The sequence below is a fragment of the Streptomyces sp. NPDC059788 genome (assembly GCF_042732265.1).
In the GTDB taxonomy this organism is placed as follows: Bacteria; Actinomycetota; Actinomycetes; order Streptomycetales; family Streptomycetaceae; genus Streptomyces.
The window spans coordinates 14442-38323 of sequence record NZ_JBHWHY010000036.1 but is presented as its reverse complement, the minus strand read 5'-3'; the positions used below and the strand labels follow the sequence as shown (position 1 = coordinate 38323).

Genomic DNA, 23882 nt, shown 5'->3' with positions numbered 1-23882 from the left:
GTGCTCTCCTTCAGCCGCGTACGGCCTCGATGGCCTCGGCCAGCGCGGTGGGGACGTCGGGCACGAGCGCATGGACGTGGTCGCGTACGACCTGACGGCCGCCGACGACCGTGTGGCGCACATCCGCTCCGGAGGCGGCGAATACGGCCGTCTCGGCGCCCAGCCGGGGCAGTGGCCCCGCGGTGCGGACGGAGTCCAGCGCGATCGTGGTGAGGTCGGCGAGCGCGCCGCGCTCGATGGTGCCCGCCTCGTCCCAGCCCAGCGCGGCGTGGCCGTCGGCGGTCGCGGCGCGCAGCAGGGCGGCGGCGGTCCAGTGGCCGCGGGTGCGGGTGCGCAGCCGTTCGTCGAGCTCCATCGCGCGGGCCTCTTCGAAGAGGTCGATGACGGCGTGGCTGTCGCTGCCGAGCGACAGGGGGCTGCCGGCGGCCTGGAGCCGGGCGGCGGGGCCGATGCCGTCGGCGAGGTCGCGTTCGGTGGTGGGGCACATGCACACGCCGGTGGTGGCGGCGCCCAGCAGCCGGATGTCCTCGCCGGTGAGGTGGGTGGCGTGCACGGCGGTGGTACGGCGGCCCAGGACGCCGTGTTCGGCGAGCAGTTCGGTGGGCGTGCGGCCGTGTGCCTCGCGGCAGGCGTCGTTCTCGGCGGTCTGCTCGGAGAGGTGGACGTGCAGCGGCGCCCGCCGGTGCCCGGCCCACTGCGCGACGGTCGCCAACTGGTCGGCGGGCACGGCGCGTACGGAGTGCACGGCCGCTCCGATGCGGGCGTGCGGGCGGCCTTCCTTCAGAGCGGAGGCGCGCTCGGCCCAGGCGTCGGCGGTGCCGTCGGAGAAGCGCAGCTGGTGGTGGTTGGGCGGGGCGCCGAAGCCGGAGGAGAGGTAGGCGGTGTCCAGCAGGGTGATGCGGATGCCCGCTTCGTCGGCGGCGGCGATCAGGGCTTCGCCCATCGCGTTGGGGTCGGCGTAGCGGGTGCCGCCGGGGCCGTGGTGGAGGTAGTGGAATTCGCCGACGCAGGTGATGCCCGCGAGGGCCATCTCCGCGTACACGGCCCGCGCGAGCGCGTAGTAGCTGTCGGGGGTCAGCTGCGAGGCGACCTGGTACATCACCTCCCGCCACGTCCAGAACGTGCCGGAACCGACCTGGACCGTGCCGCGCAGGGCCCGGTGGAAGGCGTGCGAGTGGGCGTTGGCGAGGCCCGGCAGTGTCAGGCCGCGCAGGACCACGGCGCCGGGCGGCGGGCTGGGGACCTCGGTCCGTACGGCGTCGATGCGGCCGTCGGCCAGGTCCACGTCCACGGCCACGCCCGGCTCGACGTGCGTGCCGAGCCAGGCGTGTTCCAGCCAGTACGTCTTCGGGGCGGCCGGCCCCGGCCCGTCGCCGGGTCGCGGGGTCGGCTCCGATTCCTGCGGCGTCACCTGCACGCCAGGCCCTCCAGTACGTCGGCGAGTGCGGTCACCCCGGCGAGGCAGTCGTCCTCGGCCGCGCGTTCGGCGGGCGAGTGCGAGACGCCGGTGGGGTTGCGTACGAACAGCATGGCGGTGGGGACGGTGGCGGACAGGATACCCGCGTCGTGTCCGGCGCCGGTGCCGAGTACGGGCACCTCGCGGGCGCCGCCGGGGCGGCCGTCCGCCGCCTGGGTGAGGATCTTGGCCAGCTCGTCCCGCAGGGCGTGCCCGAACTCGACGACGGGGGTGAAGGATTCCCGGGTGACACGGACGTCGACGCCGTCGCGCTCGCCGCGCTCGGCGGCCTCCCGCTCGATGGCGGCGACGACGGTGTCCAGCGTGTCCTGGTCGGCGGCGCGCGAGTCCAGCCAGCCGCGCACCAGCGACGGGATGGCGTTGACGCCGTTCGGCTCGACGCTGATCTTGCCGAAGGTGGCCAGCGCGCCGGCCAGTTCGGCGCTCTTGCGGGCGGCGAGCACGGTCGCTGCGTAGGTGAGCATCGGATCGCGCCGGTCCGCCAGCCGGGTGGTGCCGGCGTGGTTGGCCTCGCCGTGGAAGTCGAAGCGCCAGCGGCCGTGCGGCCAGATGGCGGAGGCGATGCCCACGGGGTCGCCGGTCAGGTCGAGCGCGCGGCCCTGTTCGACGTGGAGTTCGACGAACGCGCCGACGCGGGACAGCCGGTCGGGGTCCGGGCCGATGGCCTCGGGGTCGTAGCCGGCCCGTTCCATGGCCTGCGGCAGCGACGTGCCGTCGGCGTCCCGCAGCTGGTGGGCGGCCTCGACGGTGAGCTGCCCGGCGCTGAGCCGGGAGCCGACGCAGGCCAGGCCGAAGCGGGCGCCTTCCTCGTCGCCGAAGTTGACGATCGCCAGCGGCTTGGCGGGCTCGGCGCCGCGGCGGCGGAGTTCGTCGAGCGCGGCGAAGGAGGACACGACGCCGAGCGGGCCGTCGAAGGCGCCGCCGTCCGGGACGGAGTCCAGGTGGGAGCCGGTGACGACGGCCTCGCCGGGGGCCACGTCCGCGGCGCCGGCGGCGCCGAGCCAGGCCCACTGGTTGCCGTTGCGGTCCCGCTCGTAGGCGAGGCCGCGGGCGCGGGCCTGGGCCTCGAACCAGGCCCGGCAGTCGGCGTCCGCGCCGGTCCAGGCGTAGCGGCGGTAGCCGCCGCTGCCGGTGTCCCGGCCGATGCCGGCGAGGTCCCGCCACATCTCGTGGAAGGACGGCCCGCCCGGCCGGGGCGCGGCCGGGGCCGTCCGGCCCGCCGGGGGTGCGGCCGGGCCGGCGGCGCCTGCCGCCGGCCCGTCGTTCGACGGGGTCACTCGCCCTCCCGCATCGGGATGCGCACACCGCGCTCGGCGGCCACCTCGTCGGCGCGCTCGTATCCGGCGTCGACGTGGCGGATGACGCCCATGCCCGGGTCGTTGGTCAGCACCCGGCGGATCTTCTCGCCCGCCAGCGGCGTGCCGTCGGCGACCGTGACCTGCCCGGCGTGGATCGAGCGGCCCATGCCGACGCCGCCGCCGTGGTGCAGGGAGACCCACGAGGCGCCGGAGGCGACGTTGACCATGGCGTTGAGCAGCGGCCAGTCGGCGATGGCGTCGGAGCCGTCGAGCATCGCCTCGGTCTCCCGGTACGGGGACGCCACCGAGCCGCAGTCCAGGTGGTCGCGGCCGATGGCCAGCGGCGCCTGGAGGGTGCCGTCGGCGACCATGTCGTTGAAGCGCTCGCCGGCCTTGTCGCGCTCGCCGTAGCCGAGCCAGCAGATCCGGGCCGGCAGACCCTGGAAGTGCACCCGCTCGCCCGCCAGCTTGATCCACCGGGCGAGGGACTCGTTCTCCGGGAAGAGGTCCAGGATCGCCCGGTCGGTGGCGGCGATGTCCTTGGGGTCGCCGGACAGCGCGGCCCAGCGGAACGGCCCCTTGCCCTCGGCGAACAGCGGCCGGATGTAGGCGGGCACGAAGCCGGGGAAGGCGAAGGCGCGCTTGTATCCGGCGAGTTCGGCCTCGCCGCGGATGGAGTTGCCGTAGTCGAAGACCTCGGCGCCGGCGTCCATGAAGCCGACCATGGCCTCCACGTGCCGGGCCATCGACTCGCGGGCGCGGCGGGTGAAGTCGGCGGGCTGCTCGGCCGCGTAGGCGGCCATGTCCGCGAAGTCCACGCCGGTCGGCAGGTACGCGAGCGGGTCGTGGGCGGAGGTCTGGTCGGTGACGATGTCGATCGGCGCGCCGTCGGCGAGCATCTGCGGCAGCAGGTCCGCCGCGTTGCCCAACAGACCGATGGAGAGCGGTTTGCGCTGGTCGCGGGCCTCGACAGCGAGCTGGAGGGCGTGCTGGAGGCTGTCCGCCTTCACATCCAGGTAGCGGTGTTCGATGCGCCGCTCGATGGCGCGCGGGTCGCAGTCGATACAGATGGCGACGCCGTCGTTCATCGTGACGGCGAGCGGCTGGGCGCCGCCCATGCCGCCGAGCCCGGCGGTCAGCGTGATCGTCCCGGCGAGCGAGCCGTCGAACTTCTTGGCGGCGACGGCGGCGAACGTCTCGTACGTGCCCTGCAGGATGCCCTGGGTGCCGATGTAGATCCACGAACCGGCCGTCATCTGCCCGTACATGGTCAGGCCCAGGGCCTCCAGGCGCCGGAACTCCTCCCAGTTGGCCCAGTCGCCCACCAGGTTGGAGTTGGCGATCAGCACCCGCGGCGCCCACTCGTGGGTCTGCATGACGCCGACCGGCCGGCCGGACTGGACGAGCATCGTCTCGTCCTGCTTGAGCGTGGTCAGCGTGCGCACCATCGCGTCGAAGGAGCGCCAGTCGCGGGCCGCCTTGCCGGTGCCGCCGTAGACGACGAGCTGGTCCGGGTGTTCGGCGACCTCCGGGTCGAGATTGTTCTGCAACATGCGCAGAGCGGCTTCCTGCTGCCATCCCCGGGCGCTCAGTTCCGTACCGCGCGGTGCCCGCACGGGTCGCGGTCCTGACATGGGCCGTGCCTCCCTGACGTCGATGCGAGTGGATCGAGCTATTCACATCTTGGGGCGTTGAATATGGCTAGTCAACAGGGTCGGGGCAGGCCGTGCGGCGGGTTTCCGGTTCCGGCGGGATTCCGCGGCCGACGGGGGCCGACCGGAACCCCCGCCGGTTCCGTCCCGGCGCCCTCGGTGCACGGCCCGGTACGCGCACGGCCCAGCCCGCCCACCGCCCGGTCAGCGCACGGTCCGGTCACCGCACCGCCCGGTCAGCGCACCACTCGGTCAGCGCACCGTCTGATCGCCGTCCGGTACGTCCGCCACCGTCACCTTCTCGCGCGGCTGTCCCAGGCCGTCCGCGACCGCCGCCGCCAGGCCGTCGGGGTCGGGGCGCGTCGGGAACGGCACGCTCTCGCCGTCCCCGTAGCTCTCCACGGCCTTGGTGAAGTAGCCGGGCAGCCAGGCGCCGACCGCGCCCCTGACCTCGACCGCGGTCACGGCCCGGCCGCCCACCCGGGCCCGCAGGGCGCCGAGGATGCGGTCGGAGCGGTACTCCCCCGGCACTTGGAACAGGCTGGCGTGCGCGCCCACCAGGCCGCCGTCGGCGAGGCGGACCGTTACGGTCAGGCAGCTGGTCACGCTCGGATAGAGCAGCGTGCCGCCGGGGCCGGCCTCCCGGACCTGGCCCTCGGTGATCCGTACGGCCTCGGCGGGAGCGGGCGCCGAGGCCGTACGCGTGGCCGGAGCGGGAGCCGGGACCGCGCCCGTATCCGTACCCGAGGCCGCCGCCGTTCCGGTCTGCAACGCCAGCGCCGCGACCGCGGCAACCAGCGCGCAGCCCCCTCGTCGCGCGTACTGCCGGCCCGATATCCCACTGGTGAACATGTGCTCCGCTTCCTCTCCGCTCGTGCGCGACGGCCGCGCACGACTGTTCACCTTCGCAGCCGCACATCCGGAACCCGCCACTGCCTCCGCTACAGCACGAAGCCGCGCGGGAACGGGTCGGTCGGGTCGAGGACGTACCGGGCCGTGCCCGTGATCCAGGCGCGACCGGTGACCGTGGGCACGACCGCCGCCCGCCCGCCGACCCGGTCCGTGCCGACCAGCCGTCCGGTGAAGCGGGTGCCGATCAGGGACTCGTTGACGAAGGGGCGGTCCAGCGGCAGCGCGCCGCGCGCGTGCAGCTGGGCCATGCGGGCGCTGGTGCCGGTGCCGCAGGGCGAGCGGTCGAGCCAGCCGGGGTGGACGACCATGGCGTTACGGGAGTCGGAGCCGTCCGGTCCCGGTGTGCCGGGGGCCGTGAACTGCACGTGGTGGCAGCCGGAGATGGCCGGGTCGGCGGGGTGGACGGGCCGGTCGCGCTCGTCCACGGCGGCCATGACGGCCAGGCCCGCCGCGATGATCTCGTCCGCGCGGGAGGCGGCGAACGGGATGCCCAGCGCGGCGAGCGGGGTGATCGCGTAGAAGTTGCCGCCGTACGCCAGGTCGTAGCGGACCTCGCCGTAACCGGGCACCTTGACCACGGCGTCCAGTTCGTGCGCGTACGAGGGGACGTTGTGCAGCGTGACGTGTGCGGCGCGGCCCCCGCGCACCGCGACGCGGGCCGTCACCAGCCCGGCCGGGGTGTCCAGCCGCACGGTGGTGACGGGCTCGGTGACCTCCACCATGCCCGTCTCGACCAGGACCGTCGCGACGCCGATCGTGCCGTGCCCGCACATCGGCAGGCAGCCGGAGACCTCGATATAGACGACGCCCCAGTCGGCGTCGGGGCGGGTCGGCGGTTGCAGGACCGCCCCGCTCATCGCGGGGTGTCCGCGGGGTTCGTTGACGAGCAACTGGCGGATGTGGTCTAGGTGTTCGACGAAGTGGCGGCGGCGGTCGGCCATGGTCGCGCCGGGGATGGTGCCGACGCCGTCCATGATGACGCGCGTCGGCATTCCCTCGGTGTGGGAGTCAACGGCGACGAAGGTGTGCAGGCTGCGGGCGGCGAACGGGGCGGGGGCGCCGCCCGCCACCGCACCGCCGGAAGCGCCCGCCGCGCTGCCGCCCGCCACCGCCGCATCCCCGGACGCGCCCGCCGCGCCCCCGGCCGCCGTCACCCGACCGCTTTCGCCCAGGACTCCAGCGCCTGGACGGCACCGCGCATGTCCGCGTCCAGCTGCCGCCGGTGCTCGGGCAGGAGCGGCCCGCGCGGCGGCCGGCAGGGCCCGCCGTAGCGGCCCACCAGGTCCATCCCGCGCTTGATGGCCTGCACGAACTCGGTGCGCGAATCCCACCGGAACGCGGCGACCAGCGGTTCGTACAGCTCCCGCGCCTCGGCCACGCGTCCGTCCCGCGCCAGCTCGTACAGGTGTACGGACTCGGCGGGGAAGACGTTGGGGAAGCCGGCGAACCAGCCGGTGGCGCCCATCAGCAGTGCTTCCAGCACCAGATCGTCGGCGCCCGCCACCACGTCCAGGCCGGGGGCCCGCTCCTTGATGTGCAGCACCCGGCGGATGTCCCCGGAGAACTCCTTGACGGCCACGACGCCGTCGATCGCGGCGATTTCGCGCAGTGTCTCCGGTGTCAGGTCGATCTTCGTGTCGAGGGGGTTGTTGTAGACCATCACCGGCAGGCCGGCGGCCGCGACCTCCTCGAAGTGCCGTACGGTCTCGGCGGTGTTGGCCCGGTAGAGGGTGGGCGGCAGGCACAGCACGCCGTCCGCGCCGTCCTCGGCGGCCAGCTCCGCCCAGTGCCGCGCCTGGTGCCCGCCCGCCCCGTGGACGCCCACGACGACCAGCGCGTCCCGCCCCACCGCCGCGACGGCCGTGCGGGCCACCGCGCGCCGTTCGGCGTCGGTGAGGGAGGAGTACTCGCCGAGCGAACCGTTCGGCCCGACCCCGTGACAGCCGTTGTCGACGAGCCAGCGGCAGTGGTCGGCGTACCGGTCGAGGTCGGGCCGCAGCCCGGCGGGGGCGCCCGGGTCCTCGGCGTACGGGAGGGCGGTGGCGACGATGACGCCGGTCAGGGACGTACGGGAGGCGGCGGTGCGGGACGTACGGGGCTGCGTCGGCACGTGGTCCGTCATGACGGGTCCTCTCGGTACGGCGGAGTCGGGGACACGGTGGTGGGTGCGGCCAGGTCCGCGAGGCGGACCGGCTGGGCTATCGGGCGGCGGTCGGCCGTCTGCGGGTCGGGCAGGGCGGCGGGGCCGTGGAGTTCGGCCGCGTTGCGGGCGCAGATCCGGCCCTGGCAGGGGCCCAGACCGACGCGCGTGGCCAGCTTGAACGTGCACATGCCGTCCGCCGCGAGTCCGTACGCGCCGTCGGCCGGGGGCCCGCACGCGCCGTCCGGCGCAGGATCGTTTCCGCGGTCCGCCGCGGGCTCGTACGGGCCGTCCGCCGCGAGTCCGGGTGCGCCACCCGTCGCAGGACCGTTTCCGCCGTCCGCCGCGAGTCCGGGGGCACCGTCCGGGCCCAGCTCCCCCGCCCCCGTACGGAGCAGGCGGTACGGGACCTCCTCGCAGCGGCAGACGGGTGTGTCCTCGGCGAGCCAGGTGTGCCACCCGGCGCGTACGGGGTGGGCGGTGGCGAGCAGCCGGGCGAAGCGGCGGCCCGCGAGGACGCGCCGCCGGGCGGCCCTGGCACGCGCCGCCACGTCGGCCACCGCGTCGGCCGCCTCGGCGGGCCCGGCCCAGCGGGCCGCCGCCAGCCCCGCCAGTTCGCCCTCAGCCGCCGCGAGTGCCGCGCCGCCGATGCCGGTGGGCTCGCCCGCCGCGTACACACCGGGGACGGAGGTCTGCTGCCGGGCGCCGACCGCGACCCAGGTGGCGTCGCGCAGTGCGCAGCCGGCGGCGAGGGCGAGTTCCAGTTGCGGGGTGAAGCCGTAGCCGACGCAGACCGCGTCCACGCCCTCGATGCGGCGCTCGGTGCCGGGCCGGACGCGCCAGTCGGGGCCGAGGCGGGCCACCGTCACCGCCTCGACGCGGCCCCGGCCGTGCGCGGCCACGACGGCCCGGCGGGTGCGGTACGGGACGCGGTGGCGGGCCAGTCCGGCGGCGTAGGCGAGGAGTTCGGGGAGCTTGCCGTGCCCGTCGCGGAGTGCGGCCACGGGGGCGCGCAGCCAGGCTGCGGGCGAACCCGCCTCGTACACACCGAGGACGCGCGCGCCCACGGTGAGCAGCGACGACGCGACCGGCAGCAGGAACGGCCCGGTGCCGGAGACCACCACGCGGCGGCCGATCGCGGTGTGCTGCCCCTTGGCGAGAGCCTGTGCCGCGCCCGCCGTGACGACGCCCGGCAGGTCCCAGCCGGGGAACGGCAGGGCCCGGTCGTACGCGCCGGTGCACAGGACGAGCGCGGCGGCACGCAGGGTGTGTGCCGTACGGGAGGGGGCGTCGGCGGGCCCCTGCAAGGCGTGCACGGTCCAGCCGCCCTCCGTAGCGGAAGGCGGAGCCGGTGACAGGCCGCCACCCTCCGGCACCGGCACCGGGCCGCCCTCCGGCTCCGGCACCGGGCCGCCCTCCTCCGGCACCGGGCCACCCCCCGGCTCCAGTGCCCAGACCGTGCACCCCGGCAGCCACTCGATCCGCGGGTGCTCCTGTACGGCACGGACCGCCGCGCCCCGCGCCGGGCCGTCCGCCGCCTGCCGGTGGAACTGTCCGCCGGGCCGCTCCCCGTCGTCCACCAGCACCACCCGCGCCCCGGCCCCGGCCGCCGCCAGCGCCGCCGCCATGCCCGCGGGCCCGGCGCCCACGACGACCACGGGCACCGGCACGTCGCGCGGCGTCAGATCCCGCGCAGCCGCCTCACGCACGGCCACGTCACTCGCCGCCGCGGACCCGTCGGCGCCCGTCTCCGGCGGATGATCCGGCAACCGCGCGCCCACCTGCGTCTCGATGCGGTCGCCCGCCTCGACCACCCGCCGGCAGGCCCGTACGTCCGGTACGCCGTTGACGACCACCAGGCAGTCGTGGCAGACGCCGATGCCGCAGAAGACGCCGCGCGGCCGTCCGCCGCGCGTGGTCCGCCAGGCGGCGCGGCCCGCGGCCAGCAGGACCGAGGCGGCGGTCTGGCCGGTCCGCGCCCACCGCTCGGCGCCGTCCACCGTCACGCGGAACACCGTGCCTCCTCCGCCAGTCCCGGCCGCGCCACCCGGTACGGCTCCGGATCGAGGTGCGGGCGCTCGCCCGCGTACAGCCGCGCGAGGAGTTCGCCGGTCGCCGGTGCCAGTCCGATGCCCGCGCCCTCGTGTCCGGTGGCGTGCCACAGGCCCGGCAGGCGCGGGTCCGGGCCGATCACCGGGAGGTGGTCGGGGGTGTACGGGCGGAAGCCGCCGTACGCGCGGATCACCGGGACCCGGCCCAGCACCGGGAACAACGTCACGGCCTTGTGGGCGAGTTCGCGCAGGACCGGCACGCGGAAACGTTCCTCGAAACCGGCCCGCTCCCGGCTGGACCCGATGAGCACCGTGCCGCCCCGGGTGGCCTCGACGACCGCCGAGGTGCGCAGGTCGGCCTCGCCGCTGCCGACGGCGCCCACGTAGTCGGCGTCGTACACCTTGTGCCGGATCGTGCCCGGCGGCAGCGGTGCGGTGACCAGCACCAGGCCCCGGCGCGGCTGGACGGGCAGCGGCGCGCCCGCCGCCCGCGCGAACCCGCCCGCCCACGGGCCGCAGGCGTTGACCACCGCGCCGCACGGCAGCGCCCCCTCGGAGGTGCGCAGCGCCGTCACCCGCCCGTCCGCGCCGCGCTCCACACCGAGCGCCCGTACGTCCGCCCGCAGGGTGCCGCCGCGTCTTCGGACGGCGGCGAGCAGGGCGGTGGCCGCCGCGACGGGCTGGATCTGGGCGTCCTGCGGGTAGTGGACGGCGGCGCGGACGTCCGGCGTGAGGTGCGGCTCGTACGCGTGCGCGCCGTCCGGGCCGATCTCGTGCGCCGTGACCCCGGCGGCCCGCTGGGCGGCGGCGAACGCGGCCAGGGCCCGCGCGCCCGGTTCCCCGAGGGCGACGACGAGGCCGCCCTTCGTCTCGTACTCGCACCGCTCGGCGAGCCCGCCGCTGCCGCGGCCACCGGACCCGCGGCCCTCCCGGACCTCGTCGCCCAGCTCCGCGAGCAGCCGCGGCCAGCGGGCCGACGAGGCCAGCGCCAGGGCCAGTTCGGGTCCGGGCGGCTTGTCGGAGACCAGGAGGTTGCCCTCGCCGTGGGCCGTCGTGCCGGAGGCGAGCGGCGCGCGGTCCACGACGGTGACCCGTACGCCGCGCCGGGTGAGCGCCTCGGCGCAGGCCGCGCCGACGATGCCGCTGCCGACCACGACCACGTCGGGGTGCGGGGGCCGGGCCGCCGGGCCGCGCGGATGCCACGCGTCCCGCCGCACCACCGGTCCCGCCTGGACGCGCCGGTTTCGCATGGAGCCGCACCACCGTTCCGCGAAGGGGCCCTCGTGCGAGCGCCGTGACGTTATTGCCGCGTGCCGACGAGGTCAACACCGCCTGCGGGCGGGCCGGTCGATGGCGGCCACGGCGGGCAGGTGGTGGAGTGGTGACATGAGTCCCGCGACGCCCCCGCCCTCGTCCTCCTCCGCCTCTCCCGGCCCTCCCGGCTCATCCGCCGCTCCGGACGCGGAAGGGGCCGCCCTGCGGGACCGCGCCGTCGCGGCAGCCGTCACGCAGGGGCTGGTCAGTGCCGCCGACCCCGTCGTGGGTCTCCTGGACATCGCCGGAATCCGCCGGTCGGCCGCCGAACTACGCTCCGCATTCGATGAGTTCACCGAACCCGGCACGCCGGCCCTGCACGCCTTCGCCGTCAAGGCCGCCTCGCTCGTCCCCGTACTGCGCCTGCTCGCGCAGGAGGGCCTCGGGTGCGAGGTCGCCAGCCCCGGTGAGCTGGCCCTGGCCCGCGCGGCCGGTGTGCCGGCGTCCCGTACGGTGCTGGACTCGCCCGCCAAGACCCACGCGGAGCTGCGCGAGGCGCTCGCCCTCGGCATCGCCGTCAACGCCGACAGCTTCGCGGAACTGCGCCGCCTGGACGCGCTGACGGCCGCCGCACCGGCCTCCTCGCCCCTGGGCCTGCGCGTCAACCCGCAGCTCGGCGGCGGCAGCATCGACGCGATGAGCACCGCCACCGGCACGTCGAAGTTCGGCGTGGCGCTGCGCGACGAGGGCGCCCGCGGTCGGGTCGTACAGGCCTTCCTGGACCGCCCGTGGCTGACCCGCCTGCACGCCCACGTCGGGTCCCAGGGGATGCCGCTCGGGCTGCTGGCGGACGGGGTACGCGTCCTGTACGAGCTGGCCGAGGAGGTCAACGGGAAGGCCGGGCGCGCCCAGGTCACCACCTTGGACATCGGCGGCGGCCTGCCCGTGAACTTCGCGTCGGACGCGGTGGCGCCGACGTACCGCGAGTACGCCCGGCTGCTGCACGCCACCGTGCCGGGGCTGTTCGACGGCCGCTACGGGCTGGTCACCGAGTTCGGCCGGTCGCTGCTGGCCAAGCACGGCGTGGTCCTGGCCCGCGTGGAGTACGCCAAGTCCGCCGGCGGCCGGCGCATCGCCGTCACCCACGCGGGCGCGCAGGTCGCCACCCGTACGGTCTTCGCGCCTGACTCCTGGCCGGTGCGGGTGGCCGCCTACGACGCGCAGGGCCGCCCGAAGACCGGGCCGCCGGCCGCCCAGGACGTGGCCGGGCCCTGCTGCTTCGCGGGCGACCTGGTCGCCCGGAACCGGCCCCTGCCGCTCCTGGAGCCGGGCGACCACATCGCCCTCCTGGACACCGGCGCGTACTACTTCTCCACCCATTTCGCGTACAACTCGCTCCCCCGGCCCGGGGTGCACGGATACGCACCGGGCCCGGACGGCGCCCTGCGCTGGGCGACCGTGCGCGCCCCGCAGGGGACGGCCGAGCTGGTCGCCGAGAGCGGCGGCGCCTACGGGGACGCGCTCACCCAGCTCTAAAAATCACCGCGGGCGGGCATGCCGGGCACATGCGGACCCCCTCCACGGACGTCGCCGGCCGTACCGGCGCACCCACCCCGCTGCGCCGTGCCATCGGCCCGAGGCTGCTGGTCCTGCTGGTGGTCGGGGACATCCTCGGCACCGGTGTGTACGCCGTCACCGGCAAGGTCGCGGGCAAGGTCGGCGGCGCCCTGTGGCTGCCCTTCGTGATCGGCTTCGGCATCGCGGCGCTGACCGCCGCCTCGTACGTCGAACTCGTCGGCAAGTACCCGAAGGCGGCGGGCGCCGCGCTCTACACCCAGAAGGCGTTCCGGGTGCCGTTCCTGACGTTCCTCGTCGCCTTCATGGTGATGTGCTCGGGCCTGTCCTCGGCGAGCGCCGCGGCCCGTGCCTTCAGCGGCGACTACCTGCGCACCTTCGCCGACCTGCCGCCGACCCTGGTGGCGGTGGTGTTCGTGCTGGCGCTGGCCGCGCTGAACCTGCGGGGCGTGGCGGAGTCGGTGAAGGCGAACGTGCTGCTGACCGCCGTCGAGGTGTCCGGCCTGCTGATCATCATCGGGCTGGGGGCGTCCGCGGTCTGGACGGGCGGCGGGGAGCCGGCGCGGCTGGCCGAGCTCGACGCCGGCGGTACCGGCTTCGCCGTGCTGACCGGCGTGCTGGGCGCCACCGGGCTCGCCTTCTTCGCCTTCGTCGGGTTCGAGGACTCGGTGAACATGGCGGAGGAGACCCGCGACCCCGGCCGCAACTTCCCGCGCGCGATCTTCCTCGGGGTGGGGATCACGGGCACCGTCTACGTCCTGGTCGCCCTGGTCTCGTCGCTGCTGGTCGACCACCGGCGGCTCCAGGCGTCGTCGGCGCCACTGCTGGAGGTGGTGCACGCGAGCGGCGCGACGTTCCCGCCGGAGGTGTTCGCGCTGATGGCGCTGTGCGCGGTCACCAACTCCGCGCTGATCAACATGATGATGGCCTCCCGGCTGTGCTACGGCATGGCCAACGAGCGCATCCTGCCGCGCGCGGTGGCCCGCGTCCTGCCGGGGCGGCGCACGCCCGTCGTCGGCATCGCCCTGACCACACTGCTGGCCGTGGGCCTGGTCCTGACCGGCGAGATCGAGGGGCTCGGCGACACGACGGCCTTCCTGCTGCTGTGCGTCTTCGCGGTCGTCAACGTGGCGGTGCTGGTGCTGCGCCGCGACCGGGTGCCGCACCGCCACTTCCGTACGCCCACGGTCCTGCCGGTGCTCGGCGCCGCCGGGGCCCTCGTGCTCGCCAGTCCGCTCGCCGACCGGGCGGCGGAGGTGTACGTACGGGCCGCCGTGCTGGTCGGGATCGGTGTCGTGCTGTGGGGCGTGAACCGGCTGGTGCTGCGCGCCCGGGGCGAGTGACTCCGCTCAGGCCCGCGCGGCCTTCGGGCGCGCCGTTTTCGCCCCTCCGGGCCGCGCGTCCTTCGCCGCGACGCCGGTCGTCAGGTAGCCGCGCACGTCCCGGCCCGCGGGCCCGCCCCGTACGGCCGCCTCCGTACGCACCCACAGCAGCGCGTCGTGCCCGTGCTCCCAGCGGCCCAGCCACAGGGCCTTGGCCCACAGCCCGAGCCCCGCGCCGGCCAGCAGCATCCCGCCCGCCGCGGGCAGCGCGAACGAGGAGCCGAGCGCCGCCAGGAACGCCACGAGCAGCCACCATCGGTGGGCGCGCCGCCAGACCCGCAGCGTCACGGCCCGGTCCTGGAGGACCGCCGACTTCCCGGCCCGGGACGCCGCCTTCGCCAGCTGGGCGTACCGCTTGCGGCGCACCGCGAAGACCACGTACGCGGCGACGACGAACAGCGCGGCCCCGGCGAACACCCCGATCCGCCGCCCGGTCAGGCTGCCCGGCACCAGCACGCCGGCCCCGGCGGCCAGCAGTCCCGGCCACCACAGCCACCCGGCCGGCGCCCGCAGCAGCACCGCCACCCGCGCCAGCGCAACAGCCCCGCGACCCACGACATCCTCCTCGCACCACGATCCGGCTACGGATTCACTTCACGGCGGCGGATGCTAGCCAGCCCGTCTGAGAATTCCGTGAGGCGGGCGGGGCGCCGGTGGGGCGGGCGGCTCACTCCACGAACAGTCCCCGCTCCGCCGCCTTCGCGTCGAACTCCTCCAGCCGCGCCTGCGCGTCCGGCAGGGCGTCGCACATGGCCTCCAGCAGCACCCGGCCGAGCAGCATCGGCGCGCAGGCCGTGTCGAAGGCGAGGCCGGTGCCGACCGCGGCGGGCAGCAGCAGGTCCGTGTGCCGGGCGACCGGCGCGAAAGCGCTGTCGGCGACGGTGACGACGGTCAGGCCGACGGCCCGCGCGTACTCCAGCGCGTCCACGACCTCGCGCGGGTGGCGCGGCAGCGCGAAGCACAGCAGGGTGCTCGCGCCCGCCTGCACCGCCGCGTCGATGCGGTCGGTGAGCATCGTGCCGCCCTCGTCGAGCAGCCGGACGTCCGGGTGGACCTTGCGGGCGAAGTACGCGAAGCCGGCGGCCTGCGCGGTCGCGGCGCGCAGGCCGAGGACCGGCAGCGGCCGGGAGACCGCGAAGAGCCGTCCCGCCCGGACCACCGGGCCGGGGTCGGCCAGCACCGCCGCCAGGTGGCGCAGGTTGTCGATCTCGGCCTGCACGGCCTGCTGGTACTCGTTGTACGTGCCGGTGCCGCGCGCCGCCGGGGCGGGCGCGACCTCGCGCAGGTGCTTGCGCAGCGCCGGGTAGCCGTCGAAGCCGAGCGCGACCGCGAAGCGGGTCACGGAGGGCTGGCTGACCCCGGCCAGTTCGGCGAGTTCGACGCTGGACAGGAAGGGCGCGTCGGCGGCCCGGCGCACCATGCAGTGCGCGATGCGCCGCTGGGTCGGGGTGAGGCGGTGCCCTTCGAAGAGTTTCTGGAGGCGCGCCGCCGTGCCGGTGGCGGCGCCGGGGCCGGGCAGGGGCGCCCCTTCGGCTCCCGCGTCCGCCGCCGTGCCGCCGCGGTCCTCGCCGCCGTCCCCGTTCATCGCTGCCTCCCGGCCGTGTTCGCGGCCGTGCTCCCGGCCTTCGTGTCGTTCCTGCTCGCAGGGGGCGGCATCTCGCGCGTCCGCCGTCCCGCCGCCCGACTGTACGTAATCGGGACGCGCTCCCCGTCGTTTTCCGCCCGCTTCACAGGGCTGCCAGCCCGTCCAGCAGGTCTTCCGCCACCGCCACGTCCGGTGTCAGCGGCCGGTCCGCCATCCGCGCGTCGAGGGCCCCGGCGGCCAGGGCGAAGGCGCGGGCCGCCGGCACGCCCGGCTCGGGCTCCAGCGAACGCTGCCGCAACGCCCGTACGGCCGCGACGAGTTCGCACGCGAGCACCCGCCGGTACGTGACGCAGGCGCGCAGCGTCTGGCGGGCGCCGAGGGAGGCGAAGCTGGCCTGTTCCTCGACGCCGCGGGAGAGGACCGCGTGCCCCAGGGACGCGGGCTGCGAGGCGGCCCGCAGTTCGCCGAGGGCGGCCCCGGCCGCGTATTCGAGGATCATCACGCCGGAGCTGGCCGGGGCCTGGTCCCCGAGGAACGGGCGCAGCCGGGTGAGGTCCGGCTCGGAGAGCGCGGCGAGGCGGGCCGTGGACAGCAGCGCGGTCTGGAGCACGGCGAGCCGGAAGCCGTCCAGGGCGAGGGCCGGGTGGGCGGCGTAGAAGTTGCCGTGGTGGTAGGCGGCCTGGTCGGCCACGCTGATGAGGGGGTTCTCGGCCGCGGCGTTGACCTCGACGGCGAGGACCCGTTCGAGGGCGTCGGCGGCGTCCAGCGCGGGGCCGTGGATCTGTGGGATGCAGCGGAAGCCGTACGGGTCCTGGATGCGGCCCAGCGGCGGCGCGGGCCGGGCCGCGGCGCCGGTCAGCTCCCGCATCCGGGCCGCGACGGCGGCCGATCCGGGGTGCGGGCGGGCCAGGACGACCGGCTCGGCGAACGGCTCGTGGGAGCCGCCGACCGCGAGCAGGGACAGCGCGGCGACCGGCAGCGCCGCGGCCAGCAGGCGCCGCAGCCCGTCCAGGGCGAGGGCGGCCTGGCCGAGGGTGAGGGCGTTGCTGCTGATGAGGGCGAGCGCGTCGTTGCCGTCCAGGGTGAGGGGGCCGGGCGGGCGGCCGCCGGCCCAGGGGTGTTCGCCGACCAGTGCCAGCCCGGCCTGGGCGAGTGCCGCGAGGTCTCCGGTGCCGACCGCGCCGTACTCGTTGACGACCGGGTACGCGCCGCTCGCCAGCGCCTCGGCCAGCGCGGTGATCACCTCGGGCCGCAGTCCGGCGCCGCCCGCCAGCAGCTGGTTGGCGCGCACGGCGAGCATGGCGCGCACCTCGCGGGCGGGCAGCGGAGCGCCGATCGCCCCGGCGTGGCTGCGCAGCAGGCGCAGGCCGTGCCCGCCGTCGGCGGTCACGTCCTCGCAGCGGTTGGCGCCCACGCCGGTGCTGCGGCCGTAGACCCGGCCGGTCGCGGCGAGGCGGCGGGCGGTCCGCCAGGACTCCTCGGCGTACGCCAGGTCCTTGGGGTCGAGGGGGGCGGGGCGGGCCGTGCCGTCCGCCAGGCCCGCGATCGCCGCCACGCCGAGCCCGCGCCCGTCGAGCACGACCGCGGGGACGGACGGCCGCGCGGCGGGGACCGCGTCCCCGGGTGTGCGGCCGGGCCGCCCGACCTGGGCCGGAGTCCGGGACGGCATGGTGCGCGGCTCCCTCCCTGACGGTCTCGCGGGCGCTTCTATTCACTCACCCATGACTCTGCATGACCATATACAGCATGGGCAAGGGGCCGGTGCCCGGCCGTCCGTCCGCGCCGGGCCCCCAGCCGGCGCGGCACCCCGCCCCCGCGCCCTCACACCCCCACCGCCGACCCCCGCTCGCTCAGCCGCGGCGCGCACAGCATCCGCTTGCGCCGCACCCGCCGTCCCTCGATCGCCGCGACGGCCAGCCGCGCCGCCTCCTTGGCGATGCCGGCCAGCCCCCAGTCCAGGGTCGTCAGGGCCGGGGTGAGCACCTGGGAGACGGGGTGGTCGTCGAAGCCGACGACCGAGATGTCCCGGCCGACCTTCAGCGACGCCTCGGCCGCCGCCGCGTAGACGCCGTACGCGATCGAGTCGGAGAAGCAGAACACCGCCGTCGAGCGGGCCCCGTCCGTCTCGCCGCCGCGCAGCACGCGCCGCGCGACCGCCGTCGCCTCGCCCAGCTCCTGGGCGCACGGCAGCACTTCGGCGGCGATGCCGAGCCGCCCCGCCGCTTCCCGTACGTACACGTCGGCGGGGCGGTCCGGGGTGGAGGGTCCGGTGGGCGTCAGGACCGTGACCCGGCGGTGGCCCAGTGCGGTGAGGTACTCCAGTACGGCGTCGATCCCGGCGCGGTTGTCGAACAGCACCTCACCGGCCGTACGGGCGCGGCGCAGCGAATCGCCGATGGACACCACCGGCACCGCCTCGGCTATCTGCGCCCAGCCCGCCGCCGACGGGTCGACCGGTGACACCAACAGGCCGTCCACGCGCTGGTCGCGCAGCTGCTTGGCCAGAGCGAGTTCGCGCTGCGGGTCGCCGCCCGCGTCGAGGATCAGCGCGTAGCGGTCGCCCGCGAGCAGTTCCCGCCCTATCGCCGCCATCAACTGCTGCTGCCACAGGTCCTGGAGGTCGCCCGCCAGCACGCCGACCATGCTGGTCCGGCCGCTGGCCAGGGCGCGGGCGATGGGGTCCGCCTCGTAGCCGAGTTCGGCGGCGGCCTTGCGCACCCGTTCCTCGGTCTCCTTGGAGACGTGCGTGCCGCGCAGTGCGTAGGAGACGGCGGCGGTGGAGAGCCCGGTGGCCTCGGCCACCTCGCGGAGAGTGGTGCGCTTACGGGGCCTGGCCATGCCGGAAGCCTACCCAAGGCCCGCGCGCGGGCCGCGCGTTGAACCGGGCGCCCGCCGCCGGGCGCGCGTGGCCGCCCCCGCCGTTCCCTTGACAGCCGCTCCGGTTAATCGCTTCACTTAATCGCATCACTGAAGCGGTTAACCTCTCCCGATCGCGGGAGGAATCCCGTGCCCGCCGACGTCCATCAGCACTTGTGGCCACCGCAGTTCGTCGATCTGCTGCGCACCCGTGACGCACCGCCCCGCCTGGACGGCTGGACGCTGCACCTGCCCGGAGAGCCCCCGTACGCCGTCGCCCCCGCCGACCACGACCCCAGCACCCGGACGGAGCTGGCCCGCGGCGACGGACTCGACCGGGCCCTGCTCTCCCTCTCCAGCCCCCTCGGTGTCGAATACCTGCCGCCCGCCGAGGCCGCCCCGCTGCTCGACGCCTTCCACGAGGGCGCGCTCGCCCTCCCCGCACCCTTCGGCGTCTGGGCCTCGCCGTGTCTGTCCGCCCCCGCGCCCGACCCCGCCCCCGTCGTACGCCTGCTGCGCCGCGGCTGCGCCGGACTCCAACTCCCCGCCACCGCCCTGCTCGACGCCACCGGATGGGCGCGCCGCGCCCCGCTCCTCGACGCCGCGGCCCGCCTGGACAAGCCCCTGTTCGTCCACCCCGGCCCCGCGCCGCCGCCCCCGCCCGGCGGCCCTCCGTGGTGGCCCGCCCTGGTCCCGTACCTCCAGCAGCTGCACGCCGCCTGGTTCGCCTTCCGCGCCTTCGGCCGCCCCCGCCACCCGCGCCTGCGCGTCTGCTTCGCCGCCCTCGCGGGCCTCGCCCCGCTGCACGGCGAACGGCTGGCCGCGCGCGGCGGGGACCGCGGACGCGTCGACCCCGACGTCTATTACGAAACCTCCTCCTACGGCACCCGCGCCGTGGACGCGGTCGTCCGCGCCGTCGGCATCGACGCCGTCGTCAGCGGCAGCGACCGCCCGTACGCCGCCCCGGACCTGCCCGACCTGGGCGCCGCGGCCGTACACGCCCTGCGTACCGCCAACCCCGCCCGCCTCCTCGGCCCGGCGTAAGGAGCCCGCACATGTCCTCCGAGGCCACCGCGGCACCCGCGCCGCACGACGTCCCCGAGCTCTTCGCCGCCCTTCCCGGCCGCAACCTCGGCAAGCGCGAACTGCGCACGCTCGTCGAGCGGCTGGCCGGGGCGCCCGGCCTCTGGCGCGGCGAGGTCGCCTTCTCGGACGCCGAGCGGCACTACGCCTCCCTCCACCGGGACACCTACGTCGACGTCTGGCTGCTGTGCTGGACCCGGCGCAACGACACCGGCTGGCACGACCACGACCTGTCGTCCGGCGCGGTGCGGGTCGTCCAGGGCGTCCTGACCGAGTCCAATCCGCGCATCGGCGGCGCGCACCTGGCCACCGCGGTGCGCGCCGGCGCCTCCTTCTGCTTCGGTCCGGACCACATCCACCGCCTCACCGGCGCCACCGACGACACGGTCTCCCTGCACGCCTACTCGCCGCCGCTGTGGCGGCTCGGGCAGTACGCCATCACCGAGGACGGTCTGATGCGCCGGCTCTCCGTCTCGTACGCGGACGAGCTGCGCCCCCTGTAGCCCGCCGCCCGCGCGGACTCCCGTACGGCCGTTCCCGGGGCCGCGTCCGGGGCCGCGTCCGGGGCCGCGTCCGGGGCCGGGGCCGGACCTCCGCCCGGGACCACGTCCGGAGCCGCGCCCGGAGGTCCGTGTTCCACTTTTTGCGGTCCGGGGTATTGATTTTTCCATTCACCCGCATCGATCCTGCATGAACTCATACAGCCGATGCGCGGAAGAAGGCGGCCGATGGCGGCAGTGGTGGAACAGCGCTCGATCGACGTCGTCCCGGACGACGAACGCCACGGCACGCCCGTCAGCCAGTTCACCCTGTGGCTCGGCGCCAATCTCCAGGTCACCGCCGTGGTCACCGGCGCACTGGCCGTCGTCTTCGGCGCCAACGCCTTCTGGTCCCTGACCGGCCTGCTGCTCGGCAACCTCCTGGGCGGCGCGGTCATGGCACTGCACTCCGCCCAGGGACCGCGCCTCGGCCTGCCGCAGATGATCTCCTCACGGGCCCAGTTCGGGGTGCGCGGCGCGGTGGTGCCCCTGGCGCTGGTGATCGTCATGTACATCGGCTTCTTCGCCAGCGGCACGGTCCTGGCCGGGCAGGCGGTCGGCGAGCTGACGCACCTGGGCGACACGACGGGCATCGTCGTCTTCGCCGCGGTCACCGGCGTCGCGGCGGCCGTCGGCTACCGGCTCATCCACGTCCTGGGCCGGGTCGCGAGCGTCGTGTGCGCACTGGCCTTCCTCTACCTCGGCGCCCGTCTGCTGGAGCGCGTCGACCTGGCCGTACTCCTGCACGACCGGTCCTTCTCCTTCCCCCTCTTCCTCCTCGCCGTCTCCCTGTCCGCCTCCTGGCAGCTGGCCTTCGGCCCGTACGTCGCCGACTACTCCCGCTACCTGCCCCGGCACACCTCCACCCGCGCCACCTTCTGGTGGACGCTGTCCGGCTCGGTCCTCGGATCGCAGTGGTCGATGACCTTCGGCGCGCTCGCCGCCGCCGCGGCCCCCGCCGCGTTCGTCGGCCATGAGGTCTCCTACCTCGTCTCCCTCGGCGGCACCGGCCTGATCGCCTCGGCGCTGTACTTCGTCATCGCCCTCGGCAAGCTCACCATCAACGTCCTGAACACCTACGGCGGCTTCATGTCGCTGGTCACCAGCGTCAGCGGCTTCCGCGGCCGCCGCACCCTCACGCCGCACGGCCGGGCCGCCTACATCACCGGCATCATGCTCGCCGGCACCGCCGTCGCCCTGCTCGGCAAGGACTCCTTCCTCACCTCGTTCAAGGACTTCCTGCTGTTCCTGCTGACCTTCTTCACCCCGTGGTCGGCGATCAACCTCGTCGACTACTACCTGATCTCCAAGGAGCGCTACGACATCCCGGCGCTCAGCGATCCCACCGGCCGCTACGGCGCCTGGAACGGCCGGGCACTGACCGTGTACGTGGCGGGCGTGCTGGCCCAGTTCCCCTTCCTGGCCACCCACTTCTACACCGGCCCGCTGGTGGCCCCGCTCGGCGGCGCCGACATCTCCTGGCTCGTCGGCCTGGCCGTACCCGCCGCCCTGTACTGGACCGTCACCCGCAACGACACCGGACGCGTCGCGCCCGCCCCGGCGGCGGACCCCGGCGGCTCCCCCACGGCTGCCCCCACGGCTGCCCCCGCACCGGCCCCCGCCGCGGACGCCGCCACGGCCCCTGTCACGGCCGCCGATTCGGGGGATAGCCCTACCGCGCCGCCCGCTCCCCGTCCGTAATCTCGGCACTATGGCTACCCATGACCCCGAGCTGAGGAAAGAACTCGACGCGACCCTCCAGACGCGCAAAGAGCTGGGGCCGGAGTACGAGTCCGAACTGGTCGAGTCCTTCCTGGAGAAGCTCGACAAGACCGTCGACCAACGGGTGCGCAGGCAGTTCGCCGAGCAGCAGATACAGGTGGCGCGCGGCGCGCAGCCACCCCGCCCGCGCCGCGCGCCCGGCGACGGCAACGGCTTCGGCGAGCGCTTCGGCTTCGCCACCGTCTCCCTGGTCCTCGCGGTCCCGCTGTCCGCGATCGGCGCGGTCAACTCGGGCCTCATCGGGCTGATCGTCAGCTGGGCCGGCATCGTCGGCGTGAACGCGGTCCACACGTCCGGCTTCTTCAAGCGCCCGCGCGAGCAGCGCGAGCGGGACGCGGACGGGTGGGAGTGACCCGGCCCGCCCGCGGGCGGCGGCCGGGTGGTTGCGCGGGGACCGCCGCACCCCGGCCGGGGCCGGGGGCGGGACGACGGCGGTCCCCGCGGGGGGACGCGGACCGGGTCAGGGCCGGTCGTCGCGTCCCGGGCGATCTGCGGAAGGTCCGGGAGCCGCTCCGGAAGTCCGTATCGCCACCGTCACCACTGTGCCCGGTCAGTGTTAAGCCCGTGCTGCGAGCACGTGACGCATACGTACACCTTGCGGCGCCCGCCCGTTTCCTGACGGTCACTTGACGCCGGCTGTCCTCGGTGCAAACGCAACCTTGGAAACGACCCCCCGCCGCACACAGGCCGCTATCCCTGCTTCGCCTCACGGGCCAGGAACGCCAGCAGGTCCTGCCGGCTCACCACACCCTTCGGCTTGCCCTCGACGAGCACGATCGCCGCGTCCGCCTTCTCCAGGACCGCCATCAGGTCACCGACCGGCTCGCCCGAGCCGACCTGCGGCAGCGGCGGGCACATGTGCTTCTCCAGCGGATCGGTCAGCGACGCGCGCTGCGCGAACAGCGCGTCCAGCAGCTCCCGCTCCACGACCGAGCCGACGACCTCCGCCGCCATCACGTCCGGGTGCCCGGCGCCCGGCTTGACGATCGGCATCTGCGAGACGCCGTACTCGCGCAGCACGTCGATGGCCTCGCCGACCGTCTCCTCGGGGTGCATGTGGACCAGCGAGGGCAGCGCGCCCTCCTTGTGCCGCAGCACGTCGCCGACCCGCGCCGCCGGACCGGCGTCCTCCAGGAAGCCGTAGTCCGCCATCCACTCGTCGTTGAAGATCTTGCTGAGGTAGCCGCGCCCGCTGTCCGGCAGCAGGACGACGACCACGTCGTCCGGGCCGAGCCGCCCGGCGACCTCCAGGCCCGCCACGACCGCCATGCCGCAGGAACCGCCGACCAGCAGGCCCTCCTCCTTGGCCAGCCGCCGGGTCATCTGGAACGCGTCCTTGTCCGAGACGGGCACGATCTCGTCCGCGACCGTCCGGTCGTAGGCGCTCGGCCAGAAGTCCTCACCGACGCCCTCGATCAGGTACGGGCGGCCCGAGCCGCCGCTGTAGACGGAGCCCTCCGGGTCGGCGCCGACGACCTTCACCCGGCCCTCGCTGGCCTCCTTCAGATACCGGCCGGTGCCGCTGATCGTGCCGCCGGTGCCCACGCCCGCGACGAAATGAGTGATCTTTCCCTCGGTCTGTTCCCACAGCTCGGGACCGGTCGTCTCGTAGTGCGAGCGCGGGTTGTTCGGGTTGCTGTACTGGTCCGGCTTCCAGGCGCCGGGCGTCTCACGGACGAGCCGGTCCGAGACGTTGTAGTACGAGTCCGGGTGCTCGGGGTCCACCGCCGTCGGGCAGACCACCACCTCGGCGCCGTACGCCCGCAGCACGTTGATCTTGTCGGTCGACACCTTGTCCGGGCAGACGAAGATGCACTTGTAGCCCTTTTGCTGGGCCACGATCGCCAGGCCCACCCCGGTGTTCCCCGAGGTCGGCTCGACGATCGTGCCGCCCGGCTTCAGCTCCCCGGACTTCTCGGCGGCCTCGATCATCCGTACGGCGATCCGGTCCTTCACGGACCCGCCCGGGTTGAAGTACTCGACCTTCACCAAAACGGTCGCCTGGATTCCTCCAGTGACGTTCCTGAGCTTCACCAGCGGGGTGTTGCCGACGAGCTCGATCATGGATTCGTAAAACTGCACGGTGGTCTCCGCTGTCGGGGGCGCGCTGTCCTGCGCCCATCCGACCAGCCTATTGCCCGCCCCTCATGGAGTCGCCGCGCGTTGCGCGGCCCGCCCGACGGGGCACCACCTTGGTGTACGGCTTCTCTTTCCCGCCACCACGACGTCCGTCCCAGGCCCCGCGACCCGCCCGCGCCCCCGGCTCTCGTACCGGTCCCGGCTCCGGCCCGACTCC

At 75.2% G+C, this 23882-nt stretch carries 19 protein-coding genes; 6 read left to right on the top strand and 13 right to left on the bottom strand.

Annotated features, from left to right (window positions below):
• Positions 1-10: 10 nt before the first annotated feature.
• The 8 genes from ACFV57_RS28625 to ACFV57_RS28590 all read right to left on the bottom strand — a co-directional run bounded on the left by ACFV57_RS28625 (position 11) and on the right by ACFV57_RS28590 (position 10780).
• A complete protein-coding gene (locus tag ACFV57_RS28625) occupies positions 11-1336 on the bottom strand; it encodes a formimidoylglutamate deiminase (RefSeq protein WP_385238257.1) in 1326 nt (441 codons plus the stop codon).
• Positions 1337-1407: 71 nt separating this feature from the next.
• Positions 1408-2643, bottom strand: a complete 1236-nt coding sequence (locus ACFV57_RS28620; protein WP_385238256.1) for an allantoate amidohydrolase — start codon at positions 2641-2643, stop codon at positions 1408-1410.
• Between the two features lie 107 nt (positions 2644-2750).
• Complete coding sequence (gene hutU, locus ACFV57_RS28615) at positions 2751-4409, bottom strand: urocanate hydratase (protein WP_385238175.1); 1659 nt, start codon at positions 4407-4409, stop codon at positions 2751-2753.
• Positions 4410-4679: 270 nt separating this feature from the next.
• Complete coding sequence (locus ACFV57_RS28610) at positions 4680-5279, bottom strand: hypothetical protein (RefSeq protein WP_385238173.1); 600 nt, start codon at positions 5277-5279, stop codon at positions 4680-4682.
• A gap of 89 nt (positions 5280-5368) precedes the next feature.
• A complete protein-coding gene (locus tag ACFV57_RS28605) occupies positions 5369-6409 on the bottom strand; it encodes a proline racemase family protein (protein WP_385238254.1) in 1041 nt (346 codons plus the stop codon).
• 80 nt (positions 6410-6489) lie between these two features.
• On the bottom strand, positions 6490-7461 hold the full coding sequence (locus ACFV57_RS28600; RefSeq protein WP_385238172.1) for a dihydrodipicolinate synthase family protein: 972 nt from the start codon (positions 7459-7461) through the stop codon (positions 6490-6492).
• A complete protein-coding gene (locus ACFV57_RS28595; protein ID WP_385238170.1) occupies positions 7458-9494 on the bottom strand; it encodes an FAD-dependent oxidoreductase in 2037 nt (678 codons plus the stop codon). The genes ACFV57_RS28600 and ACFV57_RS28595 overlap by 4 nt, the downstream gene beginning before the upstream one ends.
• On the bottom strand, positions 9482-10780 hold the full coding sequence (locus ACFV57_RS28590) for an NAD(P)/FAD-dependent oxidoreductase (RefSeq protein WP_385238169.1): 1299 nt from the start codon (positions 10778-10780) through the stop codon (positions 9482-9484). Before ACFV57_RS28590 ends, ACFV57_RS28595 begins: the two co-directional genes overlap by 13 nt.
• A gap of 136 nt (positions 10781-10916) precedes the next feature.
• Between ACFV57_RS28590 and ACFV57_RS28585 the strand changes: the two genes are divergently transcribed.
• A complete protein-coding gene (locus tag ACFV57_RS28585) occupies positions 10917-12320 on the top strand; it encodes a diaminopimelate decarboxylase (RefSeq protein WP_385238167.1) in 1404 nt (467 codons plus the stop codon).
• 29 nt (positions 12321-12349) lie between these two features.
• Positions 12350-13702 carry an APC family permease gene (locus tag ACFV57_RS28580; RefSeq protein WP_385238166.1) on the top strand — a complete coding sequence of 451 codons (1353 nt, stop codon included), beginning with the start codon at positions 12350-12352 and terminating at the stop codon, positions 13700-13702.
• 6 nt (positions 13703-13708) lie between these two features.
• On the opposite strand, the gene ACFV57_RS28575 is transcribed toward ACFV57_RS28580, so the two are convergent.
• The 4 genes from ACFV57_RS28575 to ACFV57_RS28560 all read right to left on the bottom strand — a co-directional run bounded on the left by ACFV57_RS28575 (position 13709) and on the right by ACFV57_RS28560 (position 18164).
• A complete protein-coding gene (locus ACFV57_RS28575) occupies positions 13709-14296 on the bottom strand; it encodes a hypothetical protein (RefSeq protein ID WP_385238164.1) in 588 nt (195 codons plus the stop codon).
• A 112-nt stretch (positions 14297-14408) separates the two neighbouring features.
• The gene (locus ACFV57_RS28570) at positions 14409-15326 is read right to left on the bottom strand and encodes a MurR/RpiR family transcriptional regulator (protein ID WP_385238163.1); all 918 of its coding nucleotides are present in this window, start codon (positions 15324-15326) and stop codon (positions 14409-14411) included.
• Positions 15327-15468: 142 nt separating this feature from the next.
• On the bottom strand, positions 15469-16995 hold the full coding sequence (locus tag ACFV57_RS28565) for an aromatic amino acid lyase (RefSeq protein WP_385238161.1): 1527 nt from the start codon (positions 16993-16995) through the stop codon (positions 15469-15471).
• 152 nt (positions 16996-17147) lie between these two features.
• On the bottom strand, positions 17148-18164 hold the full coding sequence (locus tag ACFV57_RS28560; RefSeq protein WP_385238160.1) for a LacI family DNA-binding transcriptional regulator: 1017 nt from the start codon (positions 18162-18164) through the stop codon (positions 17148-17150).
• Positions 18165-18332: 168 nt separating this feature from the next.
• Between ACFV57_RS28560 and ACFV57_RS28555 the strand changes: the two genes are divergently transcribed.
• From ACFV57_RS28555 to ACFV57_RS28540, 4 genes are all read left to right on the top strand, one after another.
• Positions 18333-19226: an amidohydrolase gene (locus ACFV57_RS28555; protein WP_385238158.1), complete on the top strand. Its 894-nt coding sequence runs from the start codon at positions 18333-18335 to the stop codon at positions 19224-19226.
• An 11-nt stretch (positions 19227-19237) separates the two neighbouring features.
• Positions 19238-19768 carry a cysteine dioxygenase gene (locus tag ACFV57_RS28550; RefSeq protein ID WP_385238157.1) on the top strand — a complete coding sequence of 177 codons (531 nt, stop codon included), beginning with the start codon at positions 19238-19240 and terminating at the stop codon, positions 19766-19768.
• Positions 19769-19993: 225 nt separating this feature from the next.
• Positions 19994-21505 (top strand): purine-cytosine permease family protein, encoded by a 1512-nt coding sequence (locus tag ACFV57_RS28545; RefSeq protein ID WP_385238155.1) that lies wholly within the window; start codon positions 19994-19996, stop codon positions 21503-21505.
• A 10-nt stretch (positions 21506-21515) separates the two neighbouring features.
• Positions 21516-21938 (top strand): hypothetical protein, encoded by a 423-nt coding sequence (locus ACFV57_RS28540; protein WP_385238154.1) that lies wholly within the window; start codon positions 21516-21518, stop codon positions 21936-21938.
• Between the two features lie 338 nt (positions 21939-22276).
• On the opposite strand, the gene ACFV57_RS28535 is transcribed toward ACFV57_RS28540, so the two are convergent.
• Complete coding sequence (locus tag ACFV57_RS28535; protein ID WP_385238152.1) at positions 22277-23668, bottom strand: cystathionine beta-synthase; 1392 nt, start codon at positions 23666-23668, stop codon at positions 22277-22279.
• Between the last annotated feature and the right edge of the window lie 214 nt (positions 23669-23882).

Excerpts from the sequence above, each read along its gene's own strand:
- ACFV57_RS28620 (WP_385238256.1), bottom strand. The coding sequence starts at position 2,643 with ATGTGGCGGGACCTCGCCGGCATCGGCCGGGACACCGGCAGCGGCGGC.
- ACFV57_RS28565 (WP_385238161.1), bottom strand. The coding sequence starts at position 16,995 with ATGCCGTCCCGGACTCCGGCCCAGGTCGGGCGGCCCGGCCGCACACCC.
- ACFV57_RS28560 (WP_385238160.1), bottom strand. The coding sequence starts at position 18,164 with ATGGCCAGGCCCCGTAAGCGCACCACTCTCCGCGAGGTGGCCGAGGCC.
- ACFV57_RS28545 (WP_385238155.1), top strand. The coding sequence starts at position 19,994 with ATGGCGGCAGTGGTGGAACAGCGCTCGATCGACGTCGTCCCGGACGAC.
- hutU (WP_385238175.1), bottom strand. The coding sequence starts at position 4,409 with ATGTCAGGACCGCGACCCGTGCGGGCACCGCGCGGTACGGAACTGAGC.
- ACFV57_RS28610 (WP_385238173.1), bottom strand. The coding sequence starts at position 5,279 with ATGTTCACCAGTGGGATATCGGGCCGGCAGTACGCGCGACGAGGGGGC.
- ACFV57_RS28600 (WP_385238172.1), bottom strand. The coding sequence starts at position 7,461 with ATGACGGACCACGTGCCGACGCAGCCCCGTACGTCCCGCACCGCCGCC.
- ACFV57_RS28570 (WP_385238163.1), bottom strand. The coding sequence starts at position 15,326 with ATGAACGGGGACGGCGGCGAGGACCGCGGCGGCACGGCGGCGGACGCG.
- ACFV57_RS28585 (WP_385238167.1), top strand. The coding sequence starts at position 10,917 with ATGAGTCCCGCGACGCCCCCGCCCTCGTCCTCCTCCGCCTCTCCCGGC.
- ACFV57_RS28580 (WP_385238166.1), top strand. The coding sequence starts at position 12,350 with ATGCGGACCCCCTCCACGGACGTCGCCGGCCGTACCGGCGCACCCACC.
- ACFV57_RS28590 (WP_385238169.1), bottom strand. The coding sequence starts at position 10,780 with ATGCGAAACCGGCGCGTCCAGGCGGGACCGGTGGTGCGGCGGGACGCG.
- ACFV57_RS28540 (WP_385238154.1), top strand. The coding sequence starts at position 21,516 with ATGGCTACCCATGACCCCGAGCTGAGGAAAGAACTCGACGCGACCCTC.
- ACFV57_RS28550 (WP_385238157.1), top strand. The coding sequence starts at position 19,238 with ATGTCCTCCGAGGCCACCGCGGCACCCGCGCCGCACGACGTCCCCGAG.